Below are 20973 nucleotides of genomic sequence, written 5' to 3'. Positions count from 1 at the left end.
TTTGGTTTTATTTTATTATTTGGCTTGATTTTACCCAAGATAAAAGCGTTTCTATTGGGTGTTGATTGACGGAATATTTTTGTGTTTGCATATTTAATTTTTAATTGAAAGCAATTCTTTAATTATATCATTTTTGAACTTACTAAAAACACGTTTGTGATATTTATCTTCTTCTAATTCAATTCCAAAGATTAACCTATATATTTCTTCTTTTGGGACATCAAGATGACCAAAGGTTTTTTCTAAAAGTATGTTTAGATAATTATCTGAGTACTTAAATCGCAAATCAATTAAGTCTTGTAACTCTTTACTAGAATGACCTCTATATATTAAAGGCAAATTAAGAGCTCTAACTGTATCAATTCCCTTTGTGTTAAATAAGGAACTATTCTTAAATACTATTTTGTTTTCTGAAATAGAAATAGGTGAATAACTAAAATTATATGTGCTTGAAATATTAGAATCTAGATATGGGTGCAAATGATCCTTTAGATTTAACTCAGTTGATGATTTAATAGTATTACATGTAGAACATGAAGGTATTAGATTATAAAAAGAAATACCAAGTAATGGAAAATCTGTCTTAGCAAACCAATGATCAAATTGCGGGACCATACTTTTTCCACTGCCAGACGGATTTCTATAAACAAAAATATACTCTCTATTACAATATGTACAAGTGTGTTTATCTAACAATCGGGCTAATCGATAATTCCACTTTTCTCCTGTATTTTCATCTTTTGAAAACCAACTTGTAAAACCTGAATTAACGAATAGTTTTTTTGCATTTTCTTTAAAATCAGCAACAGTGTTGCCTGTGACAGCAATAAATTTTGCTTGTAGATCATTATTTATATCAAGAAGTCTTTGAGGTTTTGCTTTATCAATACTATCCTTTAACTTTTGGTACTCCAACACCATGGCGGTTGGATTTAAAGTTATCCAATTTGAAAGGGCATCTTCTACAAACGATGGGCTATTTAGTTTTTTTGCAGCCTCATAGGCTTTTTTTGCATAATGGTTAGCAGTGTTCTTGTCGTCTTTTGCCTTGAAGTAGGTCGATAGGTTTTTATAGCTTGAATAAAGGCCTTTCGAGTCGTCAATTTTTAGCCTTATTTGCAAGGCATCCTGTAAATTGTGCAGCGCTTCTTGCTTGTTTAGTTTGAGCTGGGCAAGCCCTAAATTATCTAAAGCCCGAGCAGTTTGTTTTTTGTCTTTAAGCGGGATACTATTTTTATAAACTTCTAAAAATTCGCTTTCAGCTCTAGTGTAATTTGATTGGTCTAAATAAATTAAACCTATATTATTTCTAATAATATTGATATAGCCTTGGTTAGTGGTGTGTTTTAACGCTTTTTTGTAATATTTGATGGCTTCATTGTATTCCATCAACATATTATATATTCTTCCAAGTTGATTGTAGAGCCCTACTTTGCTTTGTGATAAAATTTTTTTATCTGAAATACTACTTAATAGTTTCAACGCTTCAACGGCACTCGTTTCACTACCATAATAGTCTCCAAGGCCAAATTGTATTATTGATAATTGTCTTAGACTGTTAATTGCCGAAATAGTATCCTTTGAACGAATATTTTTTTCGAAAGCTTTATTAAAAAAGACATAAGATTGAACTAAACTTGTACTAGTTTTGGGGTTATTGGCTAAATTTGAGTAGTATGATGTGCTATCAATTTGTTGTTTTGTCAAGTTGATATTTGTGCAGAACCCAAAATTGAACATCGTAAAAAAGAGGAATGATACCGAAAGTTGTTTCATTTCTCAAATGTAATAACTTATTTAAATATCCATTTAGAATCAAGGCTCCATAAACCTCGTAATTGCTTCATCCGAGATCTTGGGATTGGCTCCTTCGTTTCCGGCTACCAAAGCACCAACCGCACAGGCAAAATCGATAGCTTTCTGAGGGGTGGTTTCATTTAAAAGTTGACTAATTAACGACCCTAAAAACGAGTCGCCAGCCCCAACAGTGTCTACAACTTTAGTAATGTAGCCGCTATTGTAATAAAGTTTGCCGTTGTACAATAAAACGGCGCCGTGTTCGCCTTTGGTAACACAAATATGCTTGGTATTGGTTTTTTCGGCTATTAAATAGAGGTTTTGTTCCAAAGATTTGTATTTTGAGCCCATAAGCTGGCTAACCTCGTAAAGTTCGTCATCATTAAACTTAATAAAATCGGCATTATCCATTAAATGAAAAAGCACATCTCTGGTGTAATGCGGAGGCCTTAAATTAAGGTCGAAAATTTTGTATTTAGCCAATTCTATTAAGCTGTACAGCGTTTCTCTGGATGTTTCATCTCGCGCTGCTAAACTCCCAAAAACAAAGGCATCAGCATTTTTAACTATGTTTTGTGCTTCGTCTGTTAACAGTATTTTATCCCAAGCTCGGGGTTGTTTTATATCGTAGGTTGCCGAGCCTTTTTCGCTCAGCTTTACTTTAACTTTACCGGTTTTATACTTGTAAAGCACTTGAATGTTATCTGTATTTATGTTGTTTTCATTGAGATATTGTAATAATTTCTCTCCCCAAACATCTGCGCCTATGGCGCTAACCATCGATATGTCGTGGCCAAATGCGCTCAATCTACTTGCAACGTTTAATGGGGCTCCGCCAATATTTCTATGCTCAGGAAATACATCCCATAAAATTTCACCAAAACAGACTATTTTACTCATGGATACACTTTTGGTTCAAAGTGGTGAAAAAATCTATAATACACAAATGAAATGGCGCGAAATACAGGTTTTTTTCAATATTAAGGTGGCTTTTGATGATTTAAAAGAACCACTAAAACCCATGGAATGCTTTGGCAATACGGCAATCGATTAAATATTGAAGGCGGAGTTGTAAGTTCATAGGTTGTTCGTTGAGGTGTTTTGTGTAATAAATTATTCCGGCCGATTTTTTATCCAATTCTGGAATGGTGTTTTTTCCAAAAGATTGGGCGTGCCTTATGCTGTAATCGTACGCTTCAAGCTCATGCCGCGTTAAGCCATGATGTTTCAGGTGTCCAATCAATTTGCTTCGGTTAACACTGGTAATTTTTACTGATTTAATATCGTTGCGGTCAGTCAGCTTTGTTTTACCTGTTTTTAAAATAATGGCGGTAATTAAAAAGTAATAATGTGTCTTTTTAGACGTGTCCAACAGCCACCCTTCTTTAATTTCGTGGTTTTTATTAAGGTATGATAGTTCGAATGTAAATGTGGGTAAATCTTGGTTAAGATAATGCAATTGGGCTTTTTCATCAATAAAGTAATCGTTCGAGTTGTGATGAAATATAATGTCGATGCCTTGATGTTGCTTGTTAAAATCTGTAATGCGTGAAAATTTTAATTTTTTCGATTCATAAACGTCGTCTAAATAAGTATTCAGAATGTGCTCTTGTTCTAAGTCGAATTTAAAATTAGACACTATTTATATGCTTTGGTTACTTGGTTGTAAAGCGCCTTACCTATTTTTTCAACCACGCCCACAACGAGTGCGTTGCCCATAAAAAAGGCTCGTTTGGTATCGGTAATGCCTTCGAGTTTGGTGTGGTTATCGGGGAACATATTGAGTCGCTCCAGTTCTACGGGCGTTAACCGTCTAAGGCCGCTTTTCGTGGCCACAACATGTTTAAAACGCGAGGGCGATTTGCCGCCCTCGCCTGTAATTATGGTACGTGAGGCATTGTCTAAGGGGTCTGGGTAAATCATGGCGCCTTCACTATAATTGTATTCAAATCCCGCTTTGGTTTTTCGCTTTTCTTTTTTGGCACCTTTTAGGTATTCCCATTTAGGTTTGTCGGTTTCGCTTAAAAAAAACTCGGGGGTAACTTCGCCATTTTGTAAAACATCGGCCAAAACCGTTTTTTTTCCTTCGTAAGAAGGGGTGGTTTTTGTGGTATAAACTTTATCGTTAATTAAAAGGCCGGAATTTTGAAAAGGTGATAGTTTGCCATTTTTATTAAAGTTATTGGTGATGTCAACCAAATTACCTTTTAGTTCAATTTCTTGTATTGAATTATTTTTTTCAACAGGAAACGCTTTGGCTATGGTGCCGTCTTCAATAAGCCAGTTTATTTTGTTGGTGTTTTCGATACGTTTATAAATGGGCGATGTTTTATGGTAACCAATAAAAAATACGCGTCGGCGGCGCTGGGGCATGCCGTAATCGGCAGCATTTATAACGCGCCATTCTACGGCGTATCCTAACAGGTTTAGGCTTTGTAGCATTACAGCGAAATCGCGACCACGTTGCGTTGATGGCGATTTTAAAAGCCGATCTACGTTTTCTAAAAAAAGGTATTTGGGTCTGTTTTTCTTTTCCTCCAAAATTCGGTGGATAGACCACCAAAGCACACCTTTTTTGCCTTTTAAGCCTTTAGAGTTATGCAGGGTGGTGGCCACGGAATAATCCTGACACGGAAAACCGCCTACCAACACATCATGGTCAGGAATATCTTTTGTTGCCACGGTGGCGATATCGGCATCACTGTGGTTGTCTTTGCCAAATCGTGCCTCGTAAACCATAGACGCATGTTGTGTTTTTGTTGAAGGTTCCCATTGGTTGCTCCAAATCACCTTGTAGTTGTTGACTTCTAGCCCTAACCTAAAACCGCCAACTCCAGCAAAAAGCTCTACTACTTTTAGTTTGTTGTTTTGCATTTTAAAAATAAGAAAGTACAGAACACAAAAATATATAATGAAATAAAGTGCTTTTTATACAAACGAAAACTTTTATAAAGTTCTTATTAACGACGAACTCATGTAAAATTTAAATTAAATAATACATATATTTGTTGGAAATAAAGAAATGAAATTGTTTTGTTTCTTAGTTTTTGAAAGCTTACAAAGTGTGTTTCGTCGAGTATTTTTACGTTTCACAGATGATTTTTGTGCGTAAAAATTACAAAAATTTTTTAAAATCGCTTTTTTTCATACATTTGTAACCCAGATGACAATACAAATTAAAAGAATATTTGCCTCAATCTTATTTGTATTAATAAGTATTGTATGTGCTGCTCAAGTTGGGCCAACGCCTCCGCCACCTGGCGCTCCTCCTCCTCCGGTAGGCACTCCTATTGATGGCGGTGTTCTTTTTGGTGTGGTTTTTGCGCTATTTTATGGTGTTAAAAAGTTACTGTTCAATAAAAATAATGATTAACTATTTTTGTTAAGTTCTGTAAGTCTTGCCACGTATTTCCCTAAAACATCAAATTCTAAATTAACAATAGTTCCTTCTTTAAAAGTATTAAAGTTTGTGTGCTCATAAGTGTACGGAATTATCGCTACACTGAAGCTATCTTGCTTGGAGTTTACAACAGTTAGACTTGTGCCGTTAACAGTAATCGAACCTTTTTCAATAGTCATGTTGCTAAGTGAAGTGTCGTAACTAAAAGTAAACACCCAGCTTCCACTTTCTTCTTTTATCGAAGTGCAAACGGCAGTTTGGTCAACATGTCCCTGTACGATATGCCCATCCAAACGGTTGCCCAATTTCATAGCGCGCTCCAGATTTACTTTATCGTTAATCTGTAATGTTGCTAGATTGGTTTTTTCTAAAGTTTCCTTAATAGCTGTTACTGTATATTCATCACCATTAATAGCAACAACGGTTAGGCAAACACCATTGTGCGCTACACTTTGGTCTATTTTTAATTCAGGAGTTAAGAGGCTCTTTATGGATATATGAAGATTATCCAACTCCGTTTTTAAGTTTGAAACTGTGCCAATATCTTCAATAATTCCTGTAAACATATTATTCTCTGTTTATTTAGTTAAATTTGCCAATCAAAAAGAATTTCAAAACTACGAACAAAAGTTGTCATTTTTAAATGAAGCATGCAGAAAATATAATAGTAGGAATATCGATAGGAGATTTAAATGGTATTGGGGGCGAAATTGTTTTAAAAACTTTTGAAGACTCGCGAATGTTGGACTTTTGTACGCCTGTGATTTTTGCTTCCATAAAGGTGGTGTCGTTTTTAAAATCACATTTCAATTCCGAAATCAATTTCCAAAGTATAAATAACCTTGCGGAAGTGGTTCATGGAAAGGTAAATGTTTTTAATTGTTGGAAAGAACCCGTTAATATTGAATTTGGAAAAGAAGACCTTAAAATAGGCGAATATGCCATAAAATCATTGGAGGAAGCAACCAAAGCCTTAAAAAATGGTGATATCGATGTGTTGGTTACGGCTCCAATAAATAAGCATAATATCCAATCTGAAAAATTTAAATTCCCGGGACACACCGATTATCTAGCTCAAGAGTTGGAGGGGGAAAGCCTAATGTTTATGATAACCGACACATTGCGGGTAGGGCTCTTAACAGACCATGTGCCGGTTAAGGATATAGCCAACCATATTACGCCCGAATTAATCGAGAAAAAAATAGAAACTGTTTACGATTCGCTAAAACGTGATTTTAAAATACAAAAACCTAAAATTGCTGTACTGGGGATTAATCCGCATACCGGCGATAATGGTGTAATTGGTAGCGAAGACGATGATGTGTTAAGGCCAACACTAAAAAAAATAAAAGAAGATGGCAAACTGGTTTTTGGCCCCTATGCCGCAGATAGCTTTTTTGGTTCCAACAATTACAAAAATTTCGATGCCATAATAGCCTCGTACCACGATCAAGGCTTGGTGCCTTTTAAAACGCTGTCGTTTGGGCAAGGCGTAAATTTTACTGCGGGTTTAAATAAAGTAAGGACCTCTCCAGATCACGGTACCGCTTTTGAAATTGCAGGAAAAGGCAAGGCTGATGAAAACTCGTTCAAAGAAGCTGTTTTTAGTGCTATTCAAATTTTTAGAAATAGAAGGAGTTACAAAAAATTAACCAAAAACCCACTCAAAAAAGCGCCAAGAAAGGAGCGACGTTAAGTGCTCATAATTAGTAAATAAACTTTAAAATCAATAGATTAAAAGATATAAACAAAAAAATGTTTATAAGTCATGTGGCGTAAATAAAAATTTATATATTTGCAGGCTCAAAATAGATGTTGAAAATGAAGCTATTAAAAGAATTTACAATTCCATTTGTTGGGTTGAAAATAGGGAAGCATCATTTTGACTACAAAATTGAGCAAACGTTCTTTGAGCATTTTGAGTATGAGGATTTTAATGATGTAAACGTATTAGTTGATGTTGAGCTTGAAAAAAAATCGACATTTTTAGAGTTGCATTTTAAAATCTCTGGATGGGTAAACATTAATTGCGACCTCACTAACGAGCCTTATAACCAAACTATTGAAAATGAATTCAATTTGGTTGTAAAATTTGGGGAGGAGTACAATGATGAATTTGTTGATATTTTGATTGTTCCTCATGGTACCTTCGAAATAAACATACAACAATATATTTACGAAATGATAATCTTGGCCGTTCCATTAAAAAGAACACACCCAGGAATTGAAGATGGCTCTCTAGATTCAGACATACTTAAAAGATTAGAAGAATTAAGACCCAAGCAAAAAGAAGAAAAAGAAGAGGAAGAGGAAATTGATCCTCGATGGAATAAATTAAAGAAATTATTAACGGATAAATAATATATAAAATGGCACATCCTAAAAGAAAAATCTCGAAAACAAGAAGAGATAAAAGAAGAACGCACTATAAAGCAACTGCGCCACAGATTGCAACATGTCCAACAACTGGTGAAGCGCACCTTTACCACAGAGCACACTGGCATGAAGGAAAATTATACTACAGAGGTCAAGTATTAATTGACAATTCAGAAGAAGTAGAGAACTTAGCATAAAAACAATTATGCAAGCATATATTAAAACGCTCATTGTTGAGCGTTTTTTTTATGAAATACTTTTTCTAAATCACAAAAACACGTAATTTGCAAATTATTACGTCAAAATTTAGTAGTTTTCGTAAAATATTGAGCGTTTTCCCCTATTTTTAACGATTTTTTAATCGAAATAATTTAAAAGGTATGAGTAAAATCTCAGCGGCAATTACAGCTGTAGGTGCATATGTGCCAGAATATGTATTGACCAACCAGATGCTTGAAAACATGGTTGAGACCAATGATGAATGGATTACAACCAGAACAGGAATCAAAGAGCGTCGAATTCTAAGAGATGAAGGAAAAGGTACATCGTTTCTTGCCATTAAAGCAGCCCAAGACCTTATAAACAAGAAGGGCATCGATCCAAAAGATATAGAACTTGTTATCGTTGCAACAGCAACTCCAGATATGAAAGCGGCTTCAACGGCATCGTTTACTGCATCAGAAATTGGGGCAACCAATGCCTTTTCATTCGATATGGATGCCGCTTGTTCGAGTTTTTTGTATGGCATGTCAGTAGCAGCCAGTTACATAGAATCTGGACGCTATAAAAATGTATTGTTGATAGGTGCCGATAAAATGTCGTCAATCATAAACTATAAAGACCGTGCTACCTGTATTATTTTTGGTGATGGTGCCGGAGCGGTGTTATTCGAGCCTAATGAAGAAAATTTAGGGCTTCAAGACGAATACTTAAGAAGTGATGGAACAGGTCGCGAATTTTTACAGGCAACATACGGAGGGTCTTCCTTTCCTATTACCGAAGAGGCTATGGCAAAAGGCGGACAATACGCCTTTCAAGAAGGACGTACCGTTTTTAAAAATGCTGTGTTCAATATGGCTGATGCCACTGTAAAGGTTTTAGAGCGAAATAATTTAACAAAAGACAATGTAGATTGGCTAGCAGCGCACCAAGCCAACAAACGTATTATTGATGCTACGGCGCAACGCATAAATTTAGAAGAAGAGAAGGTAATGGTGAACATCCATAAATATGGAAACACAACCTCGGCTACGCTACCTCTACTTTTAAACGATTACGAATCACAACTTAAAAAAGGCGATAATATTATTTTTGCCGCTTTTGGAGGCGGATTCAATTGGGGCGCCATCTATTTAAAATGGGCCTATAATTCAAAAAACTAACAACCCACTAACAAAAATTAGTAAATTATGGATATAAAAGAGATTCAAAACCTTATCAAATTTGTTGCCAAATCTGGGGCAAGTGAGGTTAAACTAGAGATGGATGATGTAAAAATCACTATCAGAACAGGATCGGATTCAGATAAAAATCCATCGGTACAGTATGCACCGGTTCCAGCCCAAATACCGCAGCAGGTAGTGGCAGCTCCACCAGCAGAGGCAGCAGCCCCTGCAAAAGCAGCCGAACCAGCGGCACCTGCAAAAGCAGACGACGACTCTAAATACATTACAATAAAATCGCCAATTATAGGTACATTCTATAGAAAACCTTCTCCAGATAAGCCATTGTTTGTTGAGGTAGGGCAAACCATAGCCGAAGGCGATGTGCTTTGTATTATTGAAGCAATGAAGCTTTTTAACGAAATAGAATCTGAAGTTTCAGGAAAAATTGTAAAAATATTGGTTGACGATTCTTCACCTGTAGAATTTGATCAACCTTTATTTTTAGTAGATCCATCATAACCAATTTTAAAATTCCAAAAAACAAATCCCAATTTGTTGGAATTTGGAATTTGAGATTTTAATATTTAAAAGTTATGTTTAAAAAAATATTGATTGCCAATAGGGGGGAAATAGCACTTCGTGTTATTAGAACCTGTAAAGAAATGGGCATTAAAACGGTTGCCGTTTACTCGAAAGCAGATGCTGAAAGTTTGCATGTAAAATTTGCCGACGAAGCGGTGTGTATTGGTCCAGCGCCAAGTAGCGAGTCTTACTTGAAAATGTCCAATATTATTTCGGCGGCCGAAATAACCAATGCCGATGCCATTCACCCGGGCTATGGGTTTCTTTCCGAAAATGCCAAATTTTCAAAAATTTGTGAAGAGCACGGTATAAAATTTATTGGTGCCGACCCAGAAATGATTGATCGCATGGGCGATAAAGCTAACGCAAAAGCGACCATGAAAGCTGCAGGAGTGCCTTGTGTGCCGGGTAGTGAAGGGGTTATAAAAGATTTCGAGGAGTGTGAAAAGCTGGCCAAAGAAGTGGGGTATCCTGTAATGCTTAAAGCGTCTGCCGGTGGTGGAGGTAAAGGTATGCGAGGTGTTTTTAAGCCTGAAGATTTAAAAGCGGCATGGGATTCAGCCAGACAAGAAAGTAAGGCTGCCTTTGGAAATGATGATATGTACATGGAAAAGCTTATTGAAGAGCCTAGACATATCGAAATTCAGATTGTTGGCGATTCAAATGGTAAAGCTTGCCATCTATCGGAGCGCGATTGTTCTATACAGCGTCGTCACCAAAAGTTAACCGAAGAGGTGCCTTCGCCATTTATGACAACAGCTTTGCGCAAAAAAATGGGAGAGGCTGCTGTTAAAGCTGCAGAATACATTAAGTACGAAGGAGCAGGAACTATCGAATTTTTGGTCGATAAGCATCGTAATTTCTATTTTATGGAAATGAATACGCGTATCCAAGTAGAGCACCCCATTACAGAACAGGTTATTGATTTTGATTTAATTCGCGAACAAATATTAGTAGCGGCAGGCGTTCCAATTTCTGGAAAGAATTACTTGCCAAATCTACACTCCATAGAATGTAGAATCAACGCAGAAGACCCATATAATGGTTTTAGACCATCACCGGGTGTTATCACCACTTTGCATGCGCCAGGAGGTCATGGTGTACGTTTAGATACCCATGTTTATGCAGGGTATGCTATTCCGCCTAACTACGATTCTATGATTGCAAAGTTGATTACAACAGCGCAAACTCGAGAAGAGGCCATTAGTAAAATGAAGCGTGCTTTAGATGAGTTTGTTATAGAAGGTATAAAAACTACTATTCCGTTCCATAGACAGCTTATGGACCATCCAGATTATGTTGCTGGTAATTATACCACAAAATTCATGGAAGATTTTAAGATGGAAAAACCATCAGAAGAATAAAAAAATAATAACTCCGAAAGCAATTTCGGAGTTTTTTTATGGTGCTACCTCTATATTAACCGAAGGGATTGTATGGTTTAAAGCCTTAAATTAGCATCATGAACCTGTCTTACTGGGAAATAAAATCATGGTTAACCAATATCGATTTTTGTATTGTTGGTAGCGGTATAGTGGGTTTAAATTGCGCCCTCTATTTGAAGCAGCGATTCCCCAAATCTAAAATTCTTGTTTTAGAAAAGGGAATGTTGCCGCAAGGTGCAAGTACCAAAAATGCTGGTTTTGCATGTTTCGGGAGCCTTAGTGAAATTCTTAGCGACCTTGAAACACATACGCTAACGGAGATGTTCGATTTGGTAAAAAAAAGAGTTGATGGCCTTAACTTGTTAAGACAAAATTTGGGTGACACAGCTATTGGTTATAAAAACTACGGTGGGTACGAATTATTTACACCAAATAACGATACACTTTTTAATGAATGCCTTTCAAATCTTGAGGACATAAACCAAATGCTTTTTCCTATTTTTGAAGCTGAAGTGTTTGCTTTGAAGAAGCAGCATTTCAATTTTCAAAATATAAAAGAAGAGACTATTTATAACCCTTTTGAAGGACAGATTGATACTGGGAAAATGATGGCTGCCTTACTCAAAAAAGTGTATTCTGCAGGTGTAAAAATCCTAAATAATGTACAGGTTGAAAGCTTTTCGGAAAATAATAATACTGTGAAAGTAATAACCAATCGATTTGAGTTTTCAACTTCAAAATTATTAATAGCCACAAACGGATTTGCCTCACAATTACTCAATGAAAATGTTAAACCGGGCAGAGCACAAGTAGTAATTACAAAACCCATTAAAAACCTTCAAATAAAAGGAACATTTCATCTCGATAGGGGCTTTTATTATTTCAGGAATATTGATAATAGAATCCTCTTTGGCGGCGGAAGAAATCTTGATTTCAAAACGGAAGAAACAACAGAATTCGCCCTAAATTCCTTAATTCAAAATAAATTAGAAGACATCTTAAGTTCAATTATTTTACCTAATAAAGACTTTGAAATTGAACACAGGTGGAGTGGTATCATGGGGGTAGGCCACCAGAAGAAGGCCATAGTAAAACAAGTATCGAACAATGTATTTTGTGGTGTTAGGCTAGGAGGAATGGGGATTGCCATAGGAGGTTTGATAGGCAAACAACTTGTCGATTTAGTTTAATACTGTTGAGAAGCAACAAAGCAAAATGGAAAAACTGTCAATAAAAGAACAACTTTACAGGCAATGTTTGGCATATACAGAAATGCGGTTTGAAACCATAAACAACACCATTTCTGAAATTCAGGAGTCAATGCTTTCTGAAACTAAAAGTAGTGCTGGAGATAAGCATGAAACCGGTAGGGCTATGTTGCAATTAGAGCGCGAAAAAGCAGGAAGTCAACTTGCAGAAATAGAAAAGACCAAACAAAACTTATCTAAAATAAACATTGAAAATTCAGTGAAAAGTATTGGTTTGGGCAGTGTTGTATTTACTACGCAGTTCAACTATTTTATTGCCATTAGCGCCGGAGAACTGACTGTTGAAGACCAAACATTTTATGCGATTTCGGCGAATACACCCATCGGTAAATTGTTAATAGGGAAATCGGTTGGTGATGTTGTGAATTTTAGAAATATGAAGATAGAGGTTGTTGACATTATCTAATTGATAGATAAACTTTGTCATTTTTTCTCAAAGCTAATTCATGCTCAAAAAATACCGTTTCACCATCTAAATCGGCTTCAATTAAAAAGGAGCTTCCTTTAAAATAGCTGCATATAACAATTGCCATTAATTTAGAATGCTGAACTATTTTTAACTGATGTGCATAAACAATTTGACCATCAATGACATTGAACTCCCCAAAAAAAGAGGCGATTAATGGTGTTTTAGGGTTTTGATATAGATTTTCGGGTGTGTTATAAGCTTCAATATTTTGGTTGTTTAAAACCATTATATTATCTGCAAAACCCAAAACATCGTTTTTATCGTGGGTGGCTACTATGCACGTTATGTTGTTTTCTTTTAAATATTTAAAAACGCTACGCCTTAAGCTCTGCTTTTTAAAGTTGTCTATATGGCTAAAGGGTTCGTCGAGAAGTAAAATTTCAGGTTGTTTGGCCAGTGCTCTAGCCAAGGCCACACGTTGTTTTTGCCCGCCGCTCAAGCGTTTAACTTTAGTTTTTGCAAAGGCTTCAAGTTCTACTACTTTAATTAATTCGTTAACGCGTTTTTGGCTTTCTTCAGGGAAAAAACGTGATAGATGTTTGGCTATATTTTCTTCAACAGATGTAACAGGCATCAAATCGAATTCCTGAGCCACATACTTAATAAAATCGTAACCAACAACCAAATTAAATTTTGGACCTAAAATTTCAATATCTTTCCAAAAAATATGCCCTTCATCCAAATCGTATTCGCCATACAATACTTTTAACAAAGTACTTTTTCCCACGCCACTTTCACCAATAATAGCTAGGTTTTCGCCGGCTTGCGCCTTAAAGGAAACACCTTTTAATACAGGTGTATTTTTATAAGAAAAAGTTAAGTTTTTTACATTTAGCATATGGATGCAAGTTAAAGAAAATCAACCTTTCTTTAGACTTTTAATGTTCATATTGAACAATGTAAAGCCAAAAATATCGGCATATTGTTCTATGGTTTTGTTAACAGGGGTGCCTGCGCCGTGGCCAGCGTTGGTTTCAATTCGTATTAAGGTAGGGTTTTTGCCGTTTTGTTTGCTTTGCAGTTCGGCAGCGAACTTAAAACTGTGTGCCGGTACTACTCGGTCGTCGTGGTCGGCCGTTGTAATTAGCGTTGCTGGATATTCAATACCTTTTTTAATGTTGTGCAATGGTGAATATCCTTTTAGGTATTCAAACATGGCTTTACTGTCTTCGGCTGTGCCATAATCGTAAGCCCAACCTGCACCAGCGGTAAATGTATGATAGCGTAGCATGTCTAAAACTCCAACGGCAGGTAAGGCCACTTTGGCTAAATCAGGCCGCTGGGTCATGGTGGCGCCAACCAATAAGCCGCCGTTAGATCCGCCTCTAATGGCTAAATATTTTGATGCCGTATAGTTATTATCAATTAGGTGTTCCGCAGCCGCGATAAAGTCGTCGAAAACGTTTTGTTTTTTTTGTTGTATACCATCGGTATGCCAGGTTTTGCCGTATTCACCACCGCCGCGCAAGTTGGGAATGGCAAGGATACCCCCTTGCTCCATCCAAACTACATTTGTAATGCTAAAACTTGGGGTAAGACTGATGTTAAATCCACCATAGCCGTAAAGAATAGTTGGGTTTTTGCCGTTTTTTTCTAAGCCTTTTTTGTGCGTTATAATCATTGGGATTTTTGTGCCATCTTTTGATGACACAAATACTTGGTGACTTTCGTAATCAGAGGGATTAAAATTAACCGAAGGCTCCCAAAACAAACTTTTATTTCCTTTTTCAACATCCATTTTATAGATACATAAGGGTGTGTTGTAATTAGTAAAATAAAAGTAAATCTGTTGGTCTTCTTTTTTGCCGCTAAATCCCGATACTGTGCCGAGCCCTGGTAGTTCTATTTCGCGAATAAAAATACCATTATAATCAAATTGTTTTATGTTGGAAACAGCATCAACTAAATAATGCGCAAATAAATATCCGCTGCTTTTTGAAATGGTTAAAGCTTGATGGGTTTCCGGAATGAGGTCTGCCCAATGTTTTGGGGTAGGGTTAGAGGCGCTCACCTTAACTACTTTTTTGTTTGGCGCATTTAAATTCGTCAATAAAAGAAGGTTGTCTCCATCATTGTCGATAAGGATGGTGTCGCTATCGGTATGATTTAAAATGGTTTCAAATTTACTTTTTGGTTTCGATAGGTCTTTAATTAACAATTTATTTCCAGAAGTTGAAATACGAGGGCTTAAAACTAAAAACCGATTATCTTCAGTCACTTTGGCATAGATATATCGGTGTTTTTCTTCTGGCTTTCCGCCGAAAATGAGCACATCATCTTTTTGCGAAGTCCCCATTTTATGATAATATATTTTATGCTGGTCTGTTTTGGCCGAAAGTACGCTCCCTTGCGGTTTATCGTAACTGGAATAATAAAATCCTTCGTCTTTAAACCATGAAATTAGTGAAAACTTTATGTTGGTTAAAGCGGGCTCTATTATGGTTTTTGTCTCTGTATCCATAATAAAAGCTTTTCGCCAATCGCTACCGCCTTCTGAAACGGTGTAAGTCACTATTTTTCCACTTTTTGAAAAGCTAAGAGTATCTAAAGACACTGTTCCGTCTTTTGAAAACGTATTAGGATCCAGAAAAATTTCTTCCTCTCCATTTGTTTTTTTTCTGTAGACCACACTTTGGTTTTGTAGGCCTTGGTTTTTTGAAAAATATATATAATCGCCCTCTTTACATGGGGCGCTTCGCTTTTCGTAATTCCATAGTTTGGAAAGCCTATTTTTTAAATCGTTCCGGTACGGAATTTTTTGCAGGTAGTTGTTGGTTACTTGGTTTTGAGCTTCAACCCAAGCTTTTGTTTCTGCACTTCTGTCGTCCTCAAGCCAACGGTAGGAGTCTTTTACCTCGACACCAAAATAGGTGTCAATAATATTTTCGACTTTGGTTTGAGGGTATTTCAAAAGGTTTGGTTTAATATATGAAATTCAAAAATAAATAAAAAAACTCCTGTAGAAGCATACAGGAGTTTAGAATTATATAATCTAAGATACAGATAATTTACACTAATTTGTTTTCGATTAAATATTCTGCAATTTGAATGGTGTTTGTAGCAGCACCTTTACGAAGGTTGTCGGCCACAATCCACATATTTAATGTGTTAGGTTGTGTTTCGTCACGACGAATTCTTCCAACAAAAACCTCATCCTTTTCATGTGCGTAAATAGGCATTGGATAGGTGTTGGTATCGGTATTGTCTTGAACCACAACACCAGGTGTTTCGCTTAATAATTTACGTACATCGGCCAAATCAAAATCATTTTCAAACTCAACGTTAACAGACTCAGAATGCCCTCCTGCTGTAGGAATACGAACAGCGGTAGCCGAAACAGAGAACGAACGGTCGTTCATGATTTTTTGTGGCTCGCGTGCCAATTTCATTTCTTCTTTTGTATAACCGTTTTCTTCAAAAACATCACAGTGTGGCAAAGCATTTCTTCCAATAGGATAAGGGTACGCCATCTCGCCTTCAACCCCCGCGATTTCGTTTTCTAATTGGCGTACAGCTTTTACACCGGTACCGGAAACAGATTGATACGTAGAAACGACAACACGTTTCATTTTATATTTTTTATGAAGCGGGTTTAACGCCATGACCAACTGAATGGTTGAACAGTTAGGATTGGCGATGATTTTGTCGTCTTTTGTTAATTCGTTGGCATTAATTTCTGGAACTACCAATTTTTTTGAAGCATCCATTCTCCATGCTGAAGAATTATCTACTACAGTGGTGCCAACTTCGGCAAATTTAGGAGCCCACTCTAAAGAGGTACCGCCACCTGCTGAAAACAAAGCAATATCTGGACGCATAGAAACAGCCGTTTCTAAACCAACTACTTTATAATCGTTGCCTTTGTATGTAATGGTTTTACCCACAGAGCGCTCTGAGGCTACTGGGATTAATTCGGTTACTGGAAAATTGCGTTCTGCAAGAACTTTTAGCATCACTTCGCCAACCATACCGGTGGCGCCAACAACAGCTACTTTCATCTTTTCTAACGTTTTAAAATTTTGTGAGGACAAAACTAAGTATTAATTCCATTTTAAAATCTAAAAAAAGCCCCCATTTTTTAAAAACGAGGGCTTTTTAACAACAAATAACAGGTTGTTGTATTATTAACTGTTTGTTATTTTTTTAACAAATCTCTAATTTCACCTAATAACTCTTCTTGAGTTGGACCTTTAGGAGCCTCTGGTGCTGGTTCTTCTTTTTTCTTCATTTTGTTAACGCCTTTTACAATAAGGAACATTACAAATGCTACAATAATAAAGTCGATAACATTGGTTAAGAACGCGCCCCAAAGTACAGAAACTTCACCTACCATTTCTCCTGCGTCGTTTAATGTACCTTCTTTAATCACATATTTTAAATCTTTAAAGTCTGCTTTGAAAATCAATCCAATTAATGGCGAAACAATTCCTCCGGTAAATGAGGAAACAACCTCTTTAAAAGCGGCACCCATTACAAAACCGACTGCAATGTCTACCAGGTTGCCTTTCATGGCAAATTCCTTAAACTCCTTTAGCATAATTATAAATTTTTGATTAGTACCTATCAAAGTAACTAAAAAATTTTAACATTTAGTAATTTATTTTTCGGTAAAAACACGCTTTACGCGCTGTGAGATAGAGGTTATAAGCTCATAAGAAATAGTATTTGCGCTTTCGGCTAGGTTTTCAGCAGTGTTTTTATTGTCGAATACAATAACTTCGTCACCTTCTTTACAATTAATGTTCGATACATCAACCATAATCATATCCATGCAAACATTGCCAATTATTGGTGCTTTTTTGTTGTTTATGGTTACGTAACCTTTACCTTTACCGTATTGCCTGCCAATACCATCGGCATGCCCAATAGGCAACGTTGCTGTTTTAGTGGGTTTAAGGCTTTTAAACGCACGGTTATACCCTACGGTTTCGCCTTCTTTTATGTGGTGAATTTGAGAAATTACCGTTTTTAAGGTGCCAATGGGTTTTAAGTATTGGTTTTCTTTTTCAGAATTTCCAAAGCCATAAAGCCCAATACCACTTCTTACCATATCAAAATGGGCTTCGGTGTAGTTTAAAATTCCTGATGTATTGCACATGTGCATAATAAGCTTGTAGCCCAATCCTTTTGTGAAATTTTTAGCAATAGTTTTAAAGCGTTCAATTTGTTGTATTGAGAATGCTTTTTCGTTTAAATCTTCACTGGCTGCCAAATGTGAAAATATCGATTTTACTGTTACAGAGCTGTTGGTTTTTAGTTTTGAAACATTATCGTTGATGTGTTTTTCATCAAAACCCAATCGGTTTAGCCCTGAATTAAACTTAATGTGAATTGGGTAGTTTTGAAGTTTTTCTGTGGAAGCGACCTCCAAAAATTCATCTAAAATCTTCGTATTATAAAGCGCGGGTTCTAAGCAATGTTCAATGAGCTGATTGAAATTAACTGTTTGCGGGTGCAACACCAAAATGGGCGTTGTTATTCCAGATTTTCTTAGCGCAATACCTTCACTTATGTAAGCAACAGCAAAATAATCTACACCTAGTTTTTGAAGAAAATAAGCTGTTTTATTTGCGTCGCTACCATAGGCATAAGCTTTTACCACGGCCATGAATTTGGTGGTAGGCTGTAGTTTCGATTTGAGGTATTCAAGGTTGTGCTGAAGTGCCTTTAAGTTTATTTCAAGCACCGTTTCTTGCGCTTTAGGCATCGTTGTCTTTGGGTTTATTGATTATTTCTTCAGCATCGTTTACCCGCATGTTTCTAACTTTATCGCGCAACATGGCTTTATAGTAAGCAGCACGACTTAAAGGTTCGTACTCTTCAACTTCACCTAATAATACCAGGTTATCACTTTTAGATTTGCGGTAGCTGTACTGCGCCAAGTTACCAGTACGCGTGCAAACGGCGTGCACTTTGGTAACATATTCGGCCGTAGCCATTAAATTAGGCATAGGGCCAAAGGGATTGCCCTTAAAATCCATATCCAAGCCAGCTACAATTACCCGAACGCCTTTATTGGCCAAATCGTTGCACACCCTAACAATTTCTTCATCAAAAAACTGGGCTTCGTCGATACCTACTACATCGCAGCCATCGGCTAAAATAGGTATGTTAGCTGCTGCCGGTACGGGTGTTGAGCGAATTTCATTGTCGTCATGCGATACAACCATATCCTCATCATAACGTACATCGATTGTGGGTTTAAAAATCTCTACTTTTTGTCTAGCAAACTGTGCGCGTTTTAATCGCCTAATGAGTTCTTCGGTTTTACCAGAAAACATTGAGCCACAGATAACTTCAATCCAACCAAATTGTTCTTTATGATTTACCGTATTTTCGAGAAACATTTTGTAATTTTAGCACTAAAACAAAGCAATTATTCGTTTGTATAAAGGTGGCGTAAATTTATTAAAAAACAAAAGCCTATAGCACAATAATTTTTAAAATTATAAACTATGAAGAAGAAGATAGAAGAACAACTTATAAGTGTCGCCAATAGGATTCTTGAGTTAAAAGGGAAGGAAGACGTGCTTAAAATGCATGCAGAGGTTTCGGTGCTATACGAAAAACTATCGGTATTGAAATTTGCGCACGATAACTTTGAAGGCGAATTGCCAACTATAGGCAACGACACGACTTATTTTGGTATGCGTGACAGAACGTTCAATGATAAAATAAGCCATAACATAGAGATTGAGGACAAAATTTATGTTAACATGGACGATGATGAAGACGAAGCCATTATGGAGCCAGTGATGAACAAAATTAAGGATATGGTTGCGCAAATGCCCGATGCCCTTGATGAAATAGATCATACTTTAAAAGAAGCAAAACCTGAAGAACCCAGCCCCAAACAGTTTAATTTAGACGACATTACCGCTGGATTCGATGAAACCCCTGTTTTTGAGCCTGCTGTTAATAGTAATGGACAGCCTAATGAAAAAAAATCGTTAAATGATAAGCTGAAAATAGGAGGGCTCAATATTGGGCTTAACGATAAAATTGCATTTATAAAACACTTGTTTGATGGCCACAGCGAAGATTACGACCGCGTGATATCGCAGTTAAACACCTTTCAAACCTATGCTAATGCTAAAAACTTTATTGAAACTATGGTGAAACCAGATTATAATGGTTGGGTTGGGAAAGAAGAATTTGAAGAACGTTTCATGCAAATTATAGAAGCTAAGTTTAACTAAAACATGGGGAAACTCTATATTGTGCCTACGCCAATAGGCAATTTAAAAGATATTACTTTTAGAGCCATAGATGTATTAAGGGAAGCCGATTTAATCTTGGCCGAAGACACCCGAACCTCTGGTAAATTGCTAAAACATTTTGAAATTTCAACCCCTATGCAATCGCACCACATGCACAACGAGCATAAAACGGTTGATGTATTGGTACAGAAATTAAAAGCAGGAACCACGTTAGCCTTAATAAGTGATGCGGGAACCCCAGCAATTTCAGATCCCGGATTTTTATTAAGCCGCGCCTGTGTAGAAAACAATATTGAAATTGAGTGTTTGCCAGGTGCTACGGCCTTTGTGCCCGCTTTGGTGAATTCTGGGCTACCAAACGACAAGTTTGTGTTTGAGGGCTTTTTACCCGTTAAAAAAGGCCGCCAAACCCGACTTTTGCTTTTGGCGCAAGAACCTCGAACCATGATTTTTTATGAAAGTCCGCATAAATTAATTAAAACCTTAGGCCACTTTTGCGAGTATTTTGGTGAAGACCGCCAAGTATCGGTATCACGAGAACTCACAAAACTATACGAAGAAACTATCCGCGGCACAGCACGCGACGTCTTGGAGCATTATACTAACAAACCTCCAAAAGGCGAAATAGTGATTGTTGTTGCAGGAACGAATAAGTGAAAGTTTTTCTTAACCTGTTTTTTTAGTGGCTCATCAACTACAATTTTAAAAATTTAAATTTTAAAAATGACTATTACTACATTTAAAAATAAACTAAAGGAAACACCTCAAGCTATCGAATTTTCAGAAACGATGGCTGTAATAGATGAAAATTATGAATTCACTCCCGCAGCTTTTAAAAACGGAACGCTTCAAAATAAAGCAGGAGAAAATTCAGGGTCGTGCAAAATATTAGCTTTTGCCAAGTTACAAGATTTATCTAAAGATGATGCCTTGGCCTGTTTCGGACAGTTTTATTTTAAAGATGTTTTAAAAGACCCCAACGGTGAAGGCCACCAAAATATTCGTAATTTTATGAAAACGGGTTTTGGAGGTTTGTCTTTTGAAGCTGTTCCCTTAAAGAAAAAGTAAAACGTCTGTTCGAGTGTTGCGTT

24 protein-coding genes are annotated in these 20973 nt (G+C 36.6%); 13 read left to right on the top strand and 11 right to left on the bottom strand.

What is annotated here, in order from left to right; all coding sequences use genetic code 11:
* Positions 1-93 precede the first annotated feature (93 nt).
* Together GSB9_02032 and GSB9_02031 are read right to left on the bottom strand one after the other, a co-directional pair.
* Positions 94-1707 carry a tetratricopeptide repeat protein gene (locus GSB9_02032; GenBank protein UKM65463.2) on the bottom strand — a complete coding sequence of 538 codons (1614 nt, stop codon included), beginning with the start codon at positions 1705-1707 and terminating at the stop codon, positions 94-96.
* A 108-nt stretch (positions 1708-1815) separates the two neighbouring features.
* Positions 1816-2697 (bottom strand): carbohydrate kinase, encoded by an 882-nt coding sequence (locus tag GSB9_02031; protein UKM65462.1) that lies wholly within the window; start codon positions 2695-2697, stop codon positions 1816-1818.
* Between GSB9_02031 and GSB9_03325 the strand changes: the two genes are divergently transcribed.
* Complete coding sequence (locus GSB9_03325) at positions 2696-2851, top strand: hypothetical protein (GenBank protein ID UOR30049.1); 156 nt, start codon at positions 2696-2698, stop codon at positions 2849-2851. The genes GSB9_02031 and GSB9_03325 overlap by 2 nt on opposite strands.
* On the opposite strand, the gene GSB9_02030 is transcribed toward GSB9_03325, so the two are convergent.
* Complete coding sequence (locus GSB9_02030) at positions 2810-3436, bottom strand: hypothetical protein (protein UKM65461.1); 627 nt, start codon at positions 3434-3436, stop codon at positions 2810-2812. The two genes, GSB9_03325 and GSB9_02030, sit on opposite strands and share 42 nt — an antisense overlap.
* A complete protein-coding gene (gene dcm / locus GSB9_02029) occupies positions 3436-4671 on the bottom strand; it encodes a DNA (cytosine-5-)-methyltransferase (protein ID UKM65460.1) in 1236 nt (411 codons plus the stop codon). The genes GSB9_02030 and dcm overlap by 1 nt, the downstream gene beginning before the upstream one ends.
* A gap of 289 nt (positions 4672-4960) precedes the next feature.
* Between dcm and GSB9_02028 the strand changes: the two genes are divergently transcribed.
* Positions 4961-5170 carry a hypothetical protein gene (locus tag GSB9_02028; GenBank protein UKM65459.1) on the top strand — a complete coding sequence of 70 codons (210 nt, stop codon included), beginning with the start codon at positions 4961-4963 and terminating at the stop codon, positions 5168-5170.
* On the opposite strand, the gene GSB9_02027 is transcribed toward GSB9_02028, so the two are convergent.
* A complete protein-coding gene (locus tag GSB9_02027; GenBank protein ID UKM65458.1) occupies positions 5167-5763 on the bottom strand; it encodes a riboflavin synthase in 597 nt (198 codons plus the stop codon). The two genes, GSB9_02028 and GSB9_02027, sit on opposite strands and share 4 nt — an antisense overlap.
* Before the next feature lie 77 nt (positions 5764-5840).
* Between GSB9_02027 and pdxA the strand changes: the two genes are divergently transcribed.
* From pdxA to GSB9_02019, 8 genes are all read left to right on the top strand, one after another.
* Positions 5841-6893 (top strand): 4-hydroxythreonine-4-phosphate dehydrogenase PdxA, encoded by a 1053-nt coding sequence (pdxA, locus tag GSB9_02026; protein ID UKM65457.1) that lies wholly within the window; start codon positions 5841-5843, stop codon positions 6891-6893.
* Positions 6894-7018: 125 nt separating this feature from the next.
* On the top strand, positions 7019-7558 hold the full coding sequence (locus GSB9_02025; GenBank protein UKM65456.1) for a DUF177 domain-containing protein: 540 nt from the start codon (positions 7019-7021) through the stop codon (positions 7556-7558).
* An 8-nt stretch (positions 7559-7566) separates the two neighbouring features.
* Positions 7567-7770, top strand: a complete 204-nt coding sequence (rpmF, locus tag GSB9_02024; protein ID UKM65455.1) for a 50S ribosomal protein L32 — start codon at positions 7567-7569, stop codon at positions 7768-7770.
* A gap of 183 nt (positions 7771-7953) precedes the next feature.
* The gene (locus GSB9_02023; GenBank protein ID UKM65454.1) at positions 7954-8955 is read left to right on the top strand and encodes a ketoacyl-ACP synthase III; all 1002 of its coding nucleotides are present in this window, start codon (positions 7954-7956) and stop codon (positions 8953-8955) included.
* Between the two features lie 27 nt (positions 8956-8982).
* Positions 8983-9477, top strand: coding sequence for an acetyl-CoA carboxylase biotin carboxyl carrier protein (gene accB / locus GSB9_02022; GenBank protein UKM65453.1), 495 nt, complete (start codon positions 8983-8985; stop codon positions 9475-9477).
* Between the two features lie 74 nt (positions 9478-9551).
* On the top strand, positions 9552-10904 hold the full coding sequence (gene accC / locus GSB9_02021; GenBank protein ID UKM65452.1) for an acetyl-CoA carboxylase biotin carboxylase subunit: 1353 nt from the start codon (positions 9552-9554) through the stop codon (positions 10902-10904).
* A gap of 98 nt (positions 10905-11002) precedes the next feature.
* Positions 11003-12115 (top strand): FAD-binding oxidoreductase, encoded by a 1113-nt coding sequence (locus GSB9_02020; protein ID UKM65451.1) that lies wholly within the window; start codon positions 11003-11005, stop codon positions 12113-12115.
* Between the two features lie 34 nt (positions 12116-12149).
* Complete coding sequence (locus GSB9_02019; GenBank protein ID UKM65450.2) at positions 12150-12599, top strand: GreA/GreB family elongation factor; 450 nt, start codon at positions 12150-12152, stop codon at positions 12597-12599.
* On the opposite strand, the gene GSB9_02018 is transcribed toward GSB9_02019, so the two are convergent.
* The 6 genes from GSB9_02018 to GSB9_02013 all read right to left on the bottom strand — a co-directional run bounded on the left by GSB9_02018 (position 12592) and on the right by GSB9_02013 (position 19009).
* The gene (locus tag GSB9_02018) at positions 12592-13500 is read right to left on the bottom strand and encodes an ABC transporter ATP-binding protein (GenBank protein UKM65449.1); all 909 of its coding nucleotides are present in this window, start codon (positions 13498-13500) and stop codon (positions 12592-12594) included. The genes GSB9_02019 and GSB9_02018 overlap by 8 nt on opposite strands.
* 21 nt (positions 13501-13521) lie before the next feature.
* Entirely contained in the window at positions 13522-15573 is a 2052-nt protein-coding gene (locus GSB9_02017; GenBank protein UKM65448.1) for a prolyl oligopeptidase family serine peptidase, read from the bottom strand.
* A 97-nt stretch (positions 15574-15670) separates the two neighbouring features.
* Entirely contained in the window at positions 15671-16660 is a 990-nt protein-coding gene (locus GSB9_02016) for an aspartate-semialdehyde dehydrogenase (GenBank protein UKM65447.1), read from the bottom strand.
* A 137-nt stretch (positions 16661-16797) separates the two neighbouring features.
* Positions 16798-17199 (bottom strand): large-conductance mechanosensitive channel protein MscL, encoded by a 402-nt coding sequence (gene mscL, locus GSB9_02015; GenBank protein ID UKM65446.1) that lies wholly within the window; start codon positions 17197-17199, stop codon positions 16798-16800.
* A 60-nt stretch (positions 17200-17259) separates the two neighbouring features.
* Positions 17260-18369, bottom strand: a complete 1110-nt coding sequence (gene alr, locus GSB9_02014; protein ID UKM65445.1) for an alanine racemase — start codon at positions 18367-18369, stop codon at positions 17260-17262.
* On the bottom strand, positions 18362-19009 hold the full coding sequence (locus tag GSB9_02013) for a thymidine kinase (protein ID UKM65444.1): 648 nt from the start codon (positions 19007-19009) through the stop codon (positions 18362-18364). The genes alr and GSB9_02013 overlap by 8 nt, the downstream gene beginning before the upstream one ends.
* Positions 19010-19117: 108 nt before the next feature.
* Between GSB9_02013 and GSB9_02012 the strand changes: the two genes are divergently transcribed.
* The 3 genes from GSB9_02012 (at position 19118) to GSB9_02010 (ending at position 20950) form a co-directional block, all read left to right on the top strand.
* Positions 19118-19861, top strand: coding sequence for a hypothetical protein (locus GSB9_02012; GenBank protein ID UKM65443.1), 744 nt, complete (start codon positions 19118-19120; stop codon positions 19859-19861).
* Between the two features lie 3 nt (positions 19862-19864).
* Positions 19865-20539, top strand: a complete 675-nt coding sequence (rsmI, locus tag GSB9_02011) for a 16S rRNA (cytidine(1402)-2'-O)-methyltransferase (GenBank protein UKM65442.1) — start codon at positions 19865-19867, stop codon at positions 20537-20539.
* Positions 20540-20605: 66 nt separating this feature from the next.
* Positions 20606-20950 (top strand): HopJ type III effector protein, encoded by a 345-nt coding sequence (locus GSB9_02010; protein UKM65441.1) that lies wholly within the window; start codon positions 20606-20608, stop codon positions 20948-20950.
* Positions 20951-20973: the final 23 nt, after the last annotated feature.

The organism is Flavobacteriaceae bacterium GSB9 (assembly GCA_022749295.1).
In the GTDB taxonomy this organism is placed as follows: Bacteria; Bacteroidota; Bacteroidia; order Flavobacteriales; family Flavobacteriaceae; genus Flavisericum.
The sequence above is the reverse complement of the archived record's forward strand: the minus strand, read 5'-3'. Positions and strand labels throughout refer to the sequence as shown.

Bases quoted from the DNA above. Each gene is read 5' to 3' on its own strand.
- GSB9_02027 (UKM65458.1), bottom strand. From the start codon at position 5,763: ATGTTTACAGGAATTATTGAAGATATTGGCACAGTTTCAAACTTAAAA.
- GSB9_03325 (UOR30049.1), top strand. From the start codon at position 2,696: ATGGATACACTTTTGGTTCAAAGTGGTGAAAAAATCTATAATACACAA.
- GSB9_02012 (UKM65443.1), top strand. From the start codon at position 19,118: ATGAAGAAGAAGATAGAAGAACAACTTATAAGTGTCGCCAATAGGATT.
- GSB9_02023 (UKM65454.1), top strand. From the start codon at position 7,954: ATGAGTAAAATCTCAGCGGCAATTACAGCTGTAGGTGCATATGTGCCA.
- GSB9_02020 (UKM65451.1), top strand. From the start codon at position 11,003: ATGAACCTGTCTTACTGGGAAATAAAATCATGGTTAACCAATATCGAT.
- GSB9_02010 (UKM65441.1), top strand. From the start codon at position 20,606: ATGACTATTACTACATTTAAAAATAAACTAAAGGAAACACCTCAAGCT.
- alr (UKM65445.1), bottom strand. From the start codon at position 18,369: ATGCCTAAAGCGCAAGAAACGGTGCTTGAAATAAACTTAAAGGCACTT.
- GSB9_02018 (UKM65449.1), bottom strand. From the start codon at position 13,500: ATGCTAAATGTAAAAAACTTAACTTTTTCTTATAAAAATACACCTGTA.
- GSB9_02013 (UKM65444.1), bottom strand. From the start codon at position 19,009: ATGTTTCTCGAAAATACGGTAAATCATAAAGAACAATTTGGTTGGATT.
- GSB9_02028 (UKM65459.1), top strand. From the start codon at position 4,961: ATGACAATACAAATTAAAAGAATATTTGCCTCAATCTTATTTGTATTA.
- dcm (UKM65460.1), bottom strand. From the start codon at position 4,671: ATGCAAAACAACAAACTAAAAGTAGTAGAGCTTTTTGCTGGAGTTGGC.
- GSB9_02025 (UKM65456.1), top strand. From the start codon at position 7,019: ATGAAGCTATTAAAAGAATTTACAATTCCATTTGTTGGGTTGAAAATA.
- GSB9_02016 (UKM65447.1), bottom strand. From the start codon at position 16,660: ATGAAAGTAGCTGTTGTTGGCGCCACCGGTATGGTTGGCGAAGTGATG.
- accC (UKM65452.1), top strand. From the start codon at position 9,552: ATGTTTAAAAAAATATTGATTGCCAATAGGGGGGAAATAGCACTTCGT.
- rpmF (UKM65455.1), top strand. From the start codon at position 7,567: ATGGCACATCCTAAAAGAAAAATCTCGAAAACAAGAAGAGATAAAAGA.
- accB (UKM65453.1), top strand. From the start codon at position 8,983: ATGGATATAAAAGAGATTCAAAACCTTATCAAATTTGTTGCCAAATCT.
- pdxA (UKM65457.1), top strand. From the start codon at position 5,841: ATGAAGCATGCAGAAAATATAATAGTAGGAATATCGATAGGAGATTTA.
- GSB9_02031 (UKM65462.1), bottom strand. From the start codon at position 2,697: ATGAGTAAAATAGTCTGTTTTGGTGAAATTTTATGGGATGTATTTCCT.
- mscL (UKM65446.1), bottom strand. From the start codon at position 17,199: ATGCTAAAGGAGTTTAAGGAATTTGCCATGAAAGGCAACCTGGTAGAC.
- rsmI (UKM65442.1), top strand. From the start codon at position 19,865: ATGGGGAAACTCTATATTGTGCCTACGCCAATAGGCAATTTAAAAGAT.